Here is a 13,937-nt window from a genome sequence, read left to right on the forward strand (position 1 = left end):
ACAACTCCGTTTTCGGCGCGCTTCCCGGCCACGCCTGTGGCCGGGCGTTCGCGAGGAGATACGGGTCAGCGGCCGTGGCCGTTCATTCGATGTCCTCCTCCAGGACGAGTCGGGCCAGGTCCCGCTGGGCGGCGGGGACGGCGCCGGCGTGGGCCAGCAGTGGGATCGGGACGTTCAGGGCGTTGCGCAGCGAGGTGTGCAGCTGGTCGCGCTGGCCGGGGTCCAGCTCGGTCTGGGCGGTGGCCTCGCCCTTCGGCGGGTGCAGGGCCCGGCCCAGGGCCGCCAGCGGCGACAGCCAGTCGGCGCCCTTCGACAGGTCCTCGCCCGGCGGCAGGTCGCCCACCGCCGCGAGAGCGGCACGGGCCACGGGCGCGTCGGTGTGCTCGTCTCCCGCGCCGTCGGTCTGGCTCAGCAGCCCGTTGCCGTAGGAGCGAACGGTGTGCAGCTGGGTGTCGTCCAGCTCGGCCGGGAACCGGAGCCGCGCCAGACGGGGGTCGGCGGCCCGCCGTTCGAGCGCGGCCCAGGACCGGACCAGCGGCTCCACGTGCAGCGAGCGGGTCGCCCGCAGCCCCAGGTGATGGGCGAGCAGGACCGCGCCCCTGGCATGCGACGGGCTGCTTCGGCCGTGCCGCTCCAGCAGGAGGGTCGCGGCCAGGACGTCCGTCAGCTCCAGATCCAGGTCGGCCGCCTCGGGATCGGCGACCAGGTGGTAGGCGGCCGCTCCGTGCTCGGTGAGCCAGCGCCGCAGGGCCTGGCGGGCGTCGGACGAGAGCGGGGCCTCGGGTGCGCGCGGCAACAGATACGCCTCGGCGACGACGTCCTGGGCGGCGCAGGTCGCGAGCAGTGCGGCCTGCTGTGCGGCCGCGGTCGTCGCGAAGTCCACGGCGAGGCGTTTCGGCAGGTCCACCCGGTGCCGGCGGCTGCCGACCGGCACCACGCCGACAGTGCCCCGGCCGTGCCCGGTGTCCAGCCGCTCCACCTCGCACCACAGCTGTTCGCCCGACCGTACGCCTTCCTCCTGGGCGGGCCGCAGCTGCACGAGGACTCCGGTGGGCAGGGCGCGCGCCACCCTGGGCCGCGGTCCGTCCGCCGTCCGCTCCCGGTCCTTGCCGGGGGCGACCCGGAGCCGGGTGCCCGGCCGCAGCGCGAGCCGCGCGCGCTCGACGTCGCGCACGTGCAGCACCGACACCGTGTCGTCGGCCAGTCGACGCACGCGCACGGGCCGTGCGCCGTCGACGAGTGCGGCGCGCAGCTCCCCGGCCGTGGGATCGGGCAGCCACGAGGCCCGCTCGGCCGGCATCCAGTGCCAGCGCCGGTCGCGGTCCGCCTCCAGCAGCAGACCGTGCGGCGGACGGTCGGGCCCGTCGGACGGGACCAGCACGCCGCGCGGCGTGGCGTGCAGTTCGTCCGCGTGGGGTGACAGCGGGGCGAGCGGCAGGCGGACGTGGAGCACCGGGGCGGCGCCGTCCTGCCGACCGCGGTCGCCGGGGATCGTCGACTGGCACCACAGCCGTTGGCCTCGCCTGTTCTCCTGCTCCTCGTGCGGCGCACGGCCGCTGAGGAAGCGGGCGGCCTCGACGGCGAGTTGCTCCGGAAGGCCGGGCACGACCTCCCGCAGGGGCAGCAGGTGCAGTGCTCCCCCGCAGCGCACCACGAGGTCGCCACCGGTCTCGGCCAGCGCGGTGCACAGCATCGTCGCTCTCTCCGGCAGTGTCCCGGCCGGCTGGAGTCGGCGCGACACGATGACGGCCTCCTCGCCCCACTCCTCGATGGTCACCGGCAGACCCTCCAGCTGCTCCAGCAGCGCCGCCGGCCCGTCGGCGAGCAGGTCGCGCAGCCAGCCTCCGCCGGGCCATCCGGCCGCGTCCTCGCTCAGCCCGACCCTGCGGTGCGGCAGGCCGAGGAGGGTCGGCGCGCCCTGCGGGTCGAGGCCGAGCAGGGCGCAGTCGCCGGGTGCCGGACCCGCTTCGGGGGCGCCGGAGAGGGTGTTGGCGGCGCTGTCCAGGACGACCGCCGTCGCCCCGGGCAGCGCGGAGTGCAGGAAGCCGCCCGGGGCGAGCGCGGCGGCGGGGTCGATCACGGGGTAGCGGCAACGGAAGTGCCTCACGCCCAGCTCGACGCCGTTCCTGCCGGGCAGCGGTCGGACGGGCAGCCACACCCGGTCCCGCAGACCGGCCGACCAGGCGGCGCGTGCGCCCGGGCGCCAGTCCGACAGCCGCAGCTCGCGCGGTGCGGCGAGCGCGCCCCGAACGACTTCCAGGCGTACCTGGTCGCCCGGCCCGAAGCGGTCCCAGGAGAGGTCGGCCAGTGGGTGCCCGGACGGCCCGATGACCAACCGGCCGTGGACCTCGATGACGGCGCCGGGGCTCAGTTCGAGCCACAGACCGTAGGCGGCGCCCCTGTTGTCCCGGGCCGGTCCGGCCACGGTGTACCAGGCGGAGCCGGCCGGCCGCGGCACTTCGGTCAGCGTGGTCGCGGGCAGGGCGAAGTTCCTGAGCAGCCGGTCTGACCGGTAGCGCAGGGTCCAGCCGCCGTTGCCGTCGTCGTCGAAGAAGACGGGCGCGCGCCAGCGGTCGGCGGCGCGGGCCCCGGCGGTGCCGTCCGGCCGGGGCTTGGCCCAGTGGGCGCGGAGGTCCTCCACGGAGCCGTCGGCGAAGCTGAGCCGGGACCAGGGGACGGGTCCCTCCGGCGGCTTGCTGCCGCCGAGCCGGAGGGGCCTGAGGACGGCCTCCGCGCTGTCCCTGTTCGTCGTGTCGACCCTCGCGGCCCGCACCTGGGCGCGGGGGCCGGGGGACACGGCCGTCACCTTGGCGCCGGAACGCAGCAGCACGGCGGTCTGGGGCAGCCGGGTGTCGCGGAGGCGGCTCGCGAGGGCCTCGGCCACTCCGACGGACAGGGCGGGCAGCCCGCGCACCTGGAACGCGGCGCGGCTGTCGCCGCGGCTCGAGGACTCCTCGACGAGCGCGACGCGGCCCCGCCCGTCCCGGTGCAGATAGGCGTGGTCCGGTCGCTGGGCCAGGCCGACGAACAGTCCCTCGCCGCCGCGCGGGTAGAGCCGGACGATCGCGCCCTTGCCCACCTCGTCGGCGAACTTCCAGGCGTCCTGGGGCAGTTCGAAGATCACACCGGGCAGGACCTCGACCGTGCGCCCCCGTTCGTCGGCGACCACCGCGAGCAGCGATCCTCCGGCCTGCCGTACGGCGCTGACGAGCGTGCGCGCGTCCCTGGCGGGCGCGGAGGTGAGTCTGCCCCGCCAGGTGCCGGGCGTCGTGCCCTGACTCACCTCGACCAGGAAGACGACTCCCCGGTACCGCAGCGCCGGGTCGGACTCCTCGGCTGCGCCGTTGCCGTCGCCGCCGACCTCGTCGTGGATGCGGGGCAGGAGGTTGGGCCGTACGGAGAAGTCACGGGGGTACACCCGCACCTTCAGCTCGGTGCCCTCGGGCTGGCGTACCGACTCCGGCAGCTTCAGGGTGAGATAGGTGCCGCCGGCATCGCGTGTGATGCCGTCCGCGACCATGAAGAGGCGGTTCCTGGCGGGGCCTCGCCCGTCGTGCGCCCCGATGAACCGGGGTTCCACGTAGCGGAAGGTCCGCACCACGCCCTTGGTGGCGAGGTACTGGTCGCGGTCGAAGCGGGCCAGCACGCACAGTTCGGTCGCCTGGGCGCTGTCCCCGAGCAGCCGCAGCACCTTCTCCCGGTCGGGCCTGGACAGGTGCGCGGCGATGTTCACGTCCTGGAACCGCTCGTCGGCCCGCGGCAGGAAACGGGGTGTCAGCCTGACCCGGCGAATCCGTACCTCGCCGGTGCTCGGGTCGGCGAAGACGGTGACCTGGTGGAGGAAGCCGTCATCTTGTGCCTCGTGGGCGACCCGGGTACCGGCCTGGACCCGGATGTCGCCCGAGCGGAAGTCCACCGTGACCCGGCCGGACGCCTCCTCCCGGTACCTCAGCCGCACCAACTGGTCGCCGTGGAACAGCGGGAACGCCTCGCCGCAGGGCTTGCCGTCGCAGGTGAGTTCACCGGGGCGCAGGGCGACCGTGTAGCCCCGCCCCCACTCGAAGTGCCACAGGGTCTCCCCGCCCTGCCGGAAGGTCCCCACGTAGTGGAGCCTGCGCCGCAGTTCGCACACGCGGCCCTTCTTCGCGGAGAGCGTCGTGGACAGGTAGTGGGCGAACTGCGCAGCGTCGAGCGGGGGCACCTGGCGGGTCGAGGCGACAAGGTCGCCGTTCTCCACGACGATCAGCGCCCTGACGTCGTTCAGGGAGTACCGGACCGCCCGTACGAAGGGACCGTCGTCGCGGCGTACCGGGAGCTGGTGCCCGCGCACGGTCAACGTTCTGCCGCTGAGTGCGCCCGTTTCCGTCAGGGGTTTCCCGGCGTCGTAGCCCTGGCGCCAGAGGTCCTCCTCGGTGCGCGGCCGGTCCGGGGCGGCCCTCGGCTTGGTGCGGGGGCCGGGGCCGACGTCGAAGCAGCGGCGTAGCGCGATCGGGCTTCCGTCCGCCGGCTCGTCCGGACCCTCCGAGGCGAGCTCGAAGTGGATCCCGGTGATCGGGACCTTGCCCGCCACGATCCTGCCGGCCAGGGCGGCGGGCACGATGCCCACCGCCGCGGACGTGCCGATCCCTGCGAGCACCAGCGACATCTGACGGGAGCGGACCTGGCACGTGCCGAGGGCGACGCGCACGACGACCCGCGTGCGGGGGCGTTCGGCCAGCGGCGGGGCCAGCACGATCTCGCCGGTGCGCCGCTGGGTGTAGAGCCCTGACTCCTGGTGCCCGGGGCGGCCGACGGGCCCCTGGAACTCCCACGACTCCCCGGGCGGCACCGAGGCTTTCCGCACCTGGTGCAACGCGGTGCCACGCACCTGTCGCGGGGTGAACAGCCAGCCGTCCTGGGTGCGTGTGCCGCGGAACGTGGTGCCGGCGTCGCGGACGGGTGTGCGGAAGGAGGCGGCGGGCAGCGCGCACAGCCGCGGCTCCTCACCCGGCGCGCGCAGCCAGACGTCGTAGGAGTCGACCGAGTCGTCGAGCAGCGGAATCAACTGGACGACGACGCCCTCCACCCCGGTGTCGGGAGGTGTGCTCGTCCCCAGGCGCGTGCACAGCTCCAGGTCCGGGAGGGGGATCGCGTCCCGGTCGGACCGCGCGGGCACGGGGGTGACCCGCGTGACGCTCAGCGTGAGGCCGGCGACGGTCCGGTCCTCGAAGAGCAGTCCGGAGCGCTCCAGCAGGACCGGGAAGCCCGCTCCGGCCGTGGCCCCGACCGTCGGCGTCGTGGCGCGGGGCCGGTCCAGGGACCGCACCGGGAACGTGTCGCCCGGTTCGATCTGCCAGAACGCGTCGAACCGCGCCCCGCTCGGGGGCTGTTCGGCGTCCTCCAGGCGCTGGACGGGCAGCAGGTCGCCCAGCACCCGGGCGGCTCGGGCGGCCTGCTCGTCCCAGGGCCGCGGCTGGAACAGCCGCTCCGCGCCGTCGCCGGACTCCACGCCCTCGACGGTCACCCGAGGCGGAAAGCCCGCGCCCGTCGGATAGCCGGCAAGGTCGTCGACCTGCACCTGCCAGAGGGGGGTCTTGTCCGCCCTGGTGTCGACCTGGTGGGCGGTGGCCCGCCACGGCCGTGCCTCGGGTTCGTCGAAGAGAGCCAGCCAGTCGACGTTGCGGGTGTCGCGGCCCGCACCGGAGGCGAGGGCGGGCCACCGCTTCTTCGCTCCGGCGGGCGGGTCCGGGAGCAGGTCCAGCCGTGGATCGGGCCCCTCGCCCAGCGCCACGTAGACGAGCATCCCGGGGGCAGGCGCGGCGCCGTTCCCCTGGAGTTCGTCCTGTTCGCCGGCGAGCGGTCCACGCGCCGCGGGGGTGAGGACGGCCGTGAGCGCCTCCGGGTCCACCCAGTCCTGGGGCCGCAGCAGATAGCTGCGGCCGGCGACGGTCGAGAAGCGCCTCGCCTCGGACTCCTCGGGCCTGTCCGTCTCCGCGTGGCCCGCGTACACCAGGACCGTCGCGCGCCGGCCGTCCGGAGCCTCGTACGGCAGGTCGGCGGCGACGAGTTCGGTCAGCGAGCGGTCGACGGGCAGCCAGCGGCTCGTGGCCGCGTCCCAGCGGGCGAGGGTGGTGAGGGCGTCCGGGGCGGCGCTGTCGCCCTGCCGGGCGACCACCTGCGAGAGGTCCGGCTCCCAGAGCACGGCGGCGGCCCCGCCGTCGACCGCGTCACCCGGCACGCCGTCCACGGCGACGCGCACCCTGCCGTCGTCGTTGCGGATGCGCGCGGTGCGCACCTCTCCGTCGCGCGGGTCGGCGCGGCCCGCCCGGCGGGCGGTGTCACCCTCCGCCTGCCGCCAGCTCTCACGCGCCGGGTCCCACACCACCTGCACCACGCAGGGGTCGCCGACCTCCAGCTTCCCGCCGTCCTCGGCGGACAGCGGCGACCCCGCGCCCCAGTTGATCCGTACACCGGCCCCCGCGGCGTCACGCGCGCAGACCATGCCCAGGACGGTCCGGGACTGCAGGGCGTCGCGCCATGCCGCGAGGCGCGCCCGCCGTTCGTCCGGGGAGAGGGAGCCGAGATCGGTGGCCCCGGAGCCGTCTCGCCCGCTCTCCTCGGGCTCCAGCTTGCAGGGACCCAGACCGGACCACGACTCCCCGGTCCGGTGGCGTACTCCCCGGGCGACGACCAGCCGGGGGTCCGCCCGCTCGTCCCCGGGACGGCCCGGCAGGCTCAGCGCGTACCGCTCCCACGATCTGACGAACGTGTCCCCCAGCGTCTTCCCGGGGTCGGACGTCAGCGGTGTGGTGGCCGCGGCCGCGACGAACGCGCGGACCTGCGCGTCGACATCGTCGCGGGACCGTCGCCCCTCGATCACCTCCCACGGACCGGTCGTCGGCTCGGAGGCCCGCTGCGCATGCCAGTTACGGCGGCGGATCGCGTCGAGGGCCTGTTCCCGCAGCCGGTTCATCCCTTCGGGCGGCAGCGGCTGCGCGGCGCCGGGGCCGGGCCTCAACGCCTCCTCCGACAGCAGGATCTGGTAGTAGCGCGGGGCTTCGGCGCTGAAGGCCACGACGCTGCCGACGACCCGTTCCAGGACCCGCCGCACCCGGTCCTGGGCGTCCACGCCCCGGTCCGGTGTCCGGAACATCTCCAGGGCCGCCCTGCGGATGAATCGGCCCAGGTGGTTTCTGTGGGTGACGCTGTCCATCAACCGCTGCCAGGACGTGAGCCACTGCTCGCCGTGGCTGATGGTCTCCGGCTGCTCCGCCTGCAGCAGGGCCGCCACCCTGAGCGTCTGCAGGGTCAGCGGGACGGCGCCGATGTTGGTGAGGAACCGCTCGAACGGCTCCCGGTAGTGCTGCCACTCCTGCGGATCGAACGGGTCGGGAACGAGCAGTTCGATGTTCTCGTGGTTGTGCTGCCACGTCTGGGCCGGGTAGCGCTCGGCGACCAGGAGATCGTCCAGGCGCAGTCCCGGCTGGATCGCCTCACCGCGCCGACGAGCGGCCTCCCGCGGCCCGCGGTGCCTCGCGACGAGCTGGTCCAGCCGGTCCGGCGCCATCCAGTCCCGGTCGATCTCGGCGAGGGCCGCCGTCACGAGATCCGGTGTGAAGTCCTCACCGAGCGACCTCAGGAACGGCTTGGTGGACGTGTACTTCTGCCGACGGGCGCTCTTGCCCTCCTTTTGCGCCTTCTCCGCGGTGGCCCCGCCCTCCGCCCGGTCGATGGGCAGGAGCCGGTCGACGGCCGTCGTCAGCACCCGGCGGGCATGCGGCACACTGCCGTCGAACCAGCGCGGCCCGTGGGCCTCGTCGGTGCCGGTGAGCCGGGCGCCGGCCGCGGAGTCCGTGATCCAGTCCCGCGCCCCGTTGAACGCGGGGCGCGAGAACAGCTGGTACCACTGGGTTTTCTCCTCGGCCTCGCTGACGTCGCCGGGGCCGTCGATCAGGAAGTCCGCGAACAGCGACACGGGAACCTCGGAGTACAGGCCCCGCCCGGCGCGTCCCACGGTGAGATGGCCGTGCATCACCAGCGCGGCCAGGCGGACGTCCACGGTCAGCTCGTCCGGACGGGACTGGGTGCGCAGGGCGGTGAGGAAGAACCGGCAACTGGGGTCGGTGAAGACGTCCTTGACGTGGAACAGGAACGCCACGGCCGGGTCGGTCGGCCGCCGCCCGTCGAAGTCCAGGGGCGGGACCGGGTCGTGGGCCTCGCGCAGGAGCCGCACCGCGATCGGGGCCAGCGCCGTGACCCGCAGCAGGTCGAGATGGTCCCAGCTCCGGTACCAGGTGGACGGGGACTCCCTCAGGCCCTTGAGGGAGAAGCGGTTGTCGCCCCGCCACATCCAGGGCGAGCACACCACGTGCGGCGGGAGGCCGTCCGGATCGTCGCGCCAGGTGACCGCGGGTGCTCCTGCGGGCCGGTAGGGCCTGCGCACCATCGTGCCGATCCAGTCGACGGCCGTCTGCCGTTCGGAGTCGGTCGCCTCGGCGGACGGCAGGACGGCCAGCGCGCCGTCGAACAGGGTCCGCTTCTCGTACCTGGCGGGCGCGCCCCACCAGCGCGCGGCCGACTCCAGCGCCTGCGCGGGTGCGTCCTCGGCGAACAGTTCCCAGAGGATCAGCTGCCACAGGGCGGTACGTACCCGGGCGTCCGAGAGGCCGTCCGACCCACAGCCCAGCCGGGCCAGCACCTCCCTTCCGCGCGCCCCGACACCGCGTCTGTCCCCCGCCCAGCCACGCAACAGCAGGCCGGTGCCCAGCTCGGTCTCGAAGCGTCTCGCAAGGTCCTCCAGGTCCTGCGGGTCCTCGTCGGAAGCGGGGTCGCCGTGCTGGGGGCGGGCGGGGAACCAGGACCGGGCGGCGGCCGTCAGCAGATCGGGTTCGAGGTCCGCCGAGCCCTGCCCCGCGTGCCACACGGCCGTGCGTACGGCGTCGTCCGCCTCCTCTGGGGAGGCGGCCAGGACGGCGTCGACGGCGACGAGCAGCGGCAGCCGTCCCAGCCGGTTCGCCAGCGCGTCGGTGACGACCTCGGGGCGGTCGTCCCCCACGCACAGCTTGGCGGCGTCGTCCGGGTCCTGCGCCACGGCCGCCACGAGCAGGGTGAGGGCGAGCGTCTCGAACACGGTGCCGTCGACGCTCTGGTAGGGGATCGCCTCGGTGGGCACGGACCTGGCCCGCTGGTCGCACTCGCCCAGCAGTGCGGCGACCCGCTCGACGTACGCCGGGTGGTGGGAGCCGTCGAGGGCCTCTTTCAGCAGGTCGTTCAGTTTCCGCCGGGTGTCGGCCTGGGCGGGGGCCGCCCACTCCACGAGGCCCTCGCAGAGTCGGGTGGCCATGGCCAGTGCGGCCACACCGAGCGCGCCTCCGCCGGCCTCGGCGTCACCCTGCTCGGCGCCATGCTCCGGCCGTCGCGCCGCCGCGAGGACGTGGCCGAGTCCGTGCAGCCGCAGCGACGGCTCGCACTCCACAAGTTTCTCGACGGCGGCGGCCAGATGGTGCTCGTCACTCTTCTTCGAGCGCAGGATCTCCAGGATGTCCAGGTAGTCGGCGCTCTGCCGGATGGTGAGACCGAGACAGGAACAGAGGTACCAGGCAGCGAGCACGGACTCTCCTCGTGTGTCGATGAGGGGTGGTGACGAAGGTGGTCGAACGGCGGTGATCAGACGGAAGCGGTCAGGCGGAGGCGGTCAGGCGGAGGCGGTCAGGCGGAGGCGGTCAGGCGGAGGCGGTCAGGCGGAGGCGGTCAGGCGGAGGCGGTCAGGCGGAGGCGGCGAACGGCGGGTGCGGGGTGAAGAGGGCGCGGCGCAGCCCCTCGGCGAAACGGAGGTTGTCGCCGTCGGGTTCGGCGGGATTGCGGTGGAAGCCGACGGCTCGCTGCATCCACTCGGCGAGTTCGCCGCTCAGCAGCCGCACGGAGGCCCTCTCCAGCGGGCGGGACGCGAGCGCCGCCCAGCCCGCGGGCGACAGTCGTCCGTCGGGGAACTTCGGCTCGGCGGGGGACAGTTCACGGATCGACAGAGATTGGCCGACGCCGGCCCGCAGCGCGATGGCCGCGGCTTCGTAACTGCGGAGACCGAGCAGGAACTTCAGGTCGGCGGCTCTGCCCTCGGCCGTGTCCCGGCCCTTGGGCGCGGAGCGCAGATAGGCGAACACCCGGCGCAGGTCCTGGGGGACCTGGCCGTCCCAGAGCGGTCCCGGGACGGCCCGCGCGGGATCGTCGCCACGCCGGAGGAGCCCCAGCGCGACGCGGGTCCGGACCGCCTCGGGGAACAGGGCGGGCGGCAGCCACAGCGGGTCGATCGGTCTGGCGTCCTCGGCGGGTTCGCCGCTCGCCGTGGGAAGCCCCTCCGCGGCGGCGAGCCAGACGTCCAGGTGGTCCTCCCGGGTGGCCGCGGCGGCCAGCGAGGCGTAGCGCTCCTCGTCGTCGTCCCGCTCCCGTGCGAGGACGGTGAGCAGTGCCTCGACCTCGGGTCGGGTGCCCACCCGGAACACCTCGCTCGCCAGGAACGCCGGATCCGCCAGCAGATCGGAGTCCTCGTCGTCCGCCTCCAGCTCCGCGATGAACGTGCGCGCGGCGTTCAACCGCTGCTCGGCCGCATCCTGCTGCCCCCTCTTCCGCTTGTAGCGGTCGGCGCGGGCGCGGGCCGTCAGTCGTCCGGAGGAGGCGGCGTCGGTCGGTACGGCGGCCTCCGCGTCCCTGGGCCGACCGGTTTCCGTGGCGGTGCGCCAGGCGGCGTCCCCCCATCGCACCCGGGTCAGTACCGCAGGCGCGATCCCCGAGCCGTCGTCGCGGGCGGGCAGCGACCCGGCCGCCTCTTCGGCCGCACCGAGCAGCACTTCCTCGTCGTCCCCTCGGACATGCAGCAGCACTGCCGCGCCGGGGAGCAGCGAGGCGACCGCCCGCATGAGGTCCACGGCAGGACGGACGGCGCCCGCAGCGCAGCCGCGGGGCGCGTCCCAGCACACCACGAACCCCGTGGAGGAACCGTCGGGATGCGCCTTCATGTGCACGTTCCAGCCGTACGGGCGGGAGACCAGGAGGTTCAGCGCGTCCGGGGAGCCCGGGACCTCCGCGCCGTCGCACCGCAGCTCGTACCACTGCCGCCGGGGTAACAGCGCGGTCCCGGCCTCCCGGCGTCCGGGGGGTGTGGTGGCGGGCGCCAGCGGGCCGTACTCCACGCGGTCGAGTTCGTCGGCGAGCCGGGTGTCGGGCCGGTCGGCCAGCACGCCGCGGATCGGGCCCCGGTCGAGGCCCCACAGGACGTCGAGCCGGCACGGGCCCTCGTCGTATACGAGCCGACCCGCGGTGGCCCGCTCCCCCGACACGGCCGGGAACGCCGTGAGTTCCTCGCGCGCCACGGCCTGCGCCGGTGGCCGGAACCGGGCGTCCGGCGCGGACTCGGAGGTGTGGAGCACGGGGAGCCATCCGGGATTGCCCACCTCGTCGCGGGCCCGGGCCAGCGCGTTCTCCACGGAGTCGCCGTCCTTCAGCCCGGCCAGGAACTGCCGGGTCAGCTCGGCCGCCACCTTGTCGTCCACCAGGCCGCGTATGCCGATCACCCACGGGACTCCGCCGTCGACGAGTGTCCCGGCCACGCTGCTCCAGCCGCTCGGCGTGTCGACGGAGCCGGGGCCTCTCTCGGTGGCCGTGTGGCATGCGGCGAGGACGGCGACCTGCACGTTCGCGGCGTGCAGGACGCGGGCGAGGTCGGTCGCGGTCATCAGCTCCAGGTCCTCGCGGCCGCCGGGCCCGGTGAGCACGATGCCGTCGGCGGTGCCGTGGCCGCCGAACACGAACGCCCAGGCCTGGGTGGCGAGGACGTCGCACAGCTGGTCGCGGCTGACGGGGTCCTGGGTCACCACCGGCTCGTAGCGTGTGCCCTGGAGCCGATCGGCCGCCTGCACGGCGCTGATCGCGGAGATGTGCCCGCCGACGCCGGGCTTGCGCTCCTGGAGTCCGAAGCGGCCGTGGCGGTCGACGACGTCCAGCGCGGTGGCCACGACCACCGGCCCGGTCTCACGGGCGAAGGCTTCCGCTTCCGGCGGCCGGAAGGAGCCGACACGCCTGCGCGCCACGGACACCGCCTCGTGGCGGTACAGGAACCGCCGTTCCGGTCCGCCGCCCGCGGTGTTCACCTCCACGGTGCAGATCTCCCAGGGGACGGCGGCCAGTTCGGGGTCGGTGGTCTCGATGCACAGCCGGACTCCGGCCCGCCGCTGCCGAGCGTCCTCCAGGGCGGCCCGGAAGCAGGCGTCGACGGGCTTGGGAAGCAGCGCGCTCCCCATGATGCTCGCCATGTCGGAGTCGGTGACGCCGAGTTCGTCGAACCTCTCCGCGAACTGCCGTACGTTCTCGATGTGAAGCGACCTGCCCGGGACCCGGACCCCGTCCTCCGCCGCGTACACGTCGAAACAGAGCCTCCCGGAACCGCCCCCGGTGTCACCGGTACCGTCCGTCGGGTATGTCCGGACCAGGCGGACGGTGAAGTCCCGGTACTCACAAGGCCTGTTCTGCCCGACCACCGTGCCGTGCCCCCTTGCCCGGGCCTCAGGCCCCGGTGACGTCTTCGGACGGCCGAGGCGAGGCGCGCTCTCGTCCCCCAGATTACGTACCGATGAACAGATTTGTGTGAGAAAGGGTTCTCCTTCACAGGACTGAGACTGGCAGGATGTCCGGGCACCCTCAGCCAGCCGTCTCCGGAGGTGTCAGCGACCGTGCCTTCCAGCCGTTCCGATTCCGGACGCCCCGCCTTTCCCGTCCTGCCGCGTGGCGTCACCGACGCGAGGGTCCGAAAGGCCGTCCACGCCGGGTGGCACAGGCTCTCCGAGGGGACCCGAGCAGCTCTGATCGAGTTCTACGACCGCTCCCACGGTCTGGACAACGACGACTTCCAGGAGGAACTCGCGGAGCTCGTCCACACGCACACAGACCTCCAGGACCTCCTGCCCCAAGGCGAGTTCACCGAGACCTCGGACCCGCGAGGGATCGATATGCCGGCCGAGCCGAACCCGGGGGCGGCCGGGCTCCCGGACCCCTTCGGCAGCGCCAACACCCAACCGCCACCACAACCGCCACCACCGCCGCCGAGCGGCGGGGAGCCCCAGACGCGAAGGTAGGCGACAAGACAAGGAGGAAGGCAGGGGGGAAGATGCCGACCAGTGTCGTCGCGCTCGCCGTGCTGCTCGTCTCCGCCGCACCCGGGTACGTCTACGTCCGTATCGTCGAGGTGCGTCGAGCGCGACGTCGGCGCACCTCGCTCCTGGAACTCGTGGACCTGGTGTGCGTGGGGGCCGCGGGCAGCGCCGTGGGGACGCTGGTGGTGCTGCTGTTCGCGCCGCACTGGACGGCGCTGCTGCCGCTCGAAGGGCTGCTGAAGGGCTCCGCCTACCTCACCGTTCATCCCTGGCAGGCCATCTGGTCGGGTGTCCTGGCGTTCACGATCAGCCTGGGGATCGCGGGGTCGGCCGGGGTGGTGGTCGCCCGCCACAAGGGCACGTCGGTCCGGCATACTCCCTCTCCCCCGCTGCGCAGGGCCGTCGAGCTGACTCCGCCGGGGCATTCGCTGTGGCTGGTGGTGGAGTTGACCGACGGACGGCTGTGGGAGGGGAAGCTGCTGAGCCTCGACGGTGAACGGGACACGCTCGGCGAGGGCGACCTGGTGCTCCAGTGGCCGCTCGCGGTCACCGACCCCGGGCAGGAGCGGCGCCACCACCCGGCCCGGTTCGTGGCGATACCCGGCCCCCAGATCGTCCTCGTCCACGGAGCCGACCTGCCGCCCCAGCCCCCCACACCCATCCCGGAACCGCCCGCCCACCCGGAGCCGCCGGACGCCCACCCGGAGCCGCCGGACGCGACACCGCCCTAGGACCGGCGGGAACGCGGGGAAGGCTGCGGGGCGGGCGGCCCGGACCCATGATCGGTCTCCGTCGGAAGACTACTTCGTCCTCGGC

The 13,937-nt window shown here is 74.1% G+C and carries 4 protein-coding genes; 2 read left to right on the forward strand and 2 right to left on the reverse strand.

Annotated features, from left to right (window positions below):
- Positions 1 to 82: 82 nt before the first annotated feature.
- Together ACIBTS_RS15185 and ACIBTS_RS15190 are read right to left on the reverse strand one after the other, a co-directional pair.
- Positions 83 to 9,589, reverse strand: coding sequence for a hypothetical protein (locus ACIBTS_RS15185; protein WP_399319569.1), 9,507 nt, complete (start codon positions 9,587 to 9,589; stop codon positions 83 to 85).
- A 154-nt stretch (positions 9,590 to 9,743) separates the two neighbouring features.
- Positions 9,744 to 12,509 carry a CHAT domain-containing protein gene (locus ACIBTS_RS15190; protein ID WP_399319571.1) on the reverse strand — a complete coding sequence of 922 codons (2,766 nt, stop codon included), beginning with the start codon at positions 12,507 to 12,509 and terminating at the stop codon, positions 9,744 to 9,746.
- Between the two features lie 192 nt (positions 12,510 to 12,701).
- On the opposite strand from ACIBTS_RS15190, the gene ACIBTS_RS15195 reads away from it, so the two are divergent.
- The gene (locus tag ACIBTS_RS15195; protein ID WP_399319573.1) at positions 12,702 to 13,103 is read left to right on the forward strand and encodes a hypothetical protein; all 402 of its coding nucleotides are present in this window, start codon (positions 12,702 to 12,704) and stop codon (positions 13,101 to 13,103) included.
- A gap of 32 nt (positions 13,104 to 13,135) precedes the next feature.
- A complete protein-coding gene (locus ACIBTS_RS15200; RefSeq protein WP_399319574.1) occupies positions 13,136 to 13,852 on the forward strand; it encodes a DUF6338 family protein in 717 nt (238 codons plus the stop codon).
- Positions 13,853 to 13,937: the final 85 nt, after the last annotated feature.

This window comes from Streptomyces sp. NPDC050121, from assembly GCF_044460385.1.
Taxonomy (GTDB): domain Bacteria; phylum Actinomycetota; class Actinomycetes; order Streptomycetales; family Streptomycetaceae; genus Streptomyces; species Streptomyces soliscabiei.

Coding starts and splice junctions, on each gene's coding strand:
- ACIBTS_RS15200 (WP_399319574.1), top strand. CDS start 13,136: ATGCCGACCAGTGTCGTCGCGCTCGCCGTGCTGCTCGTCTCCGCCGCA.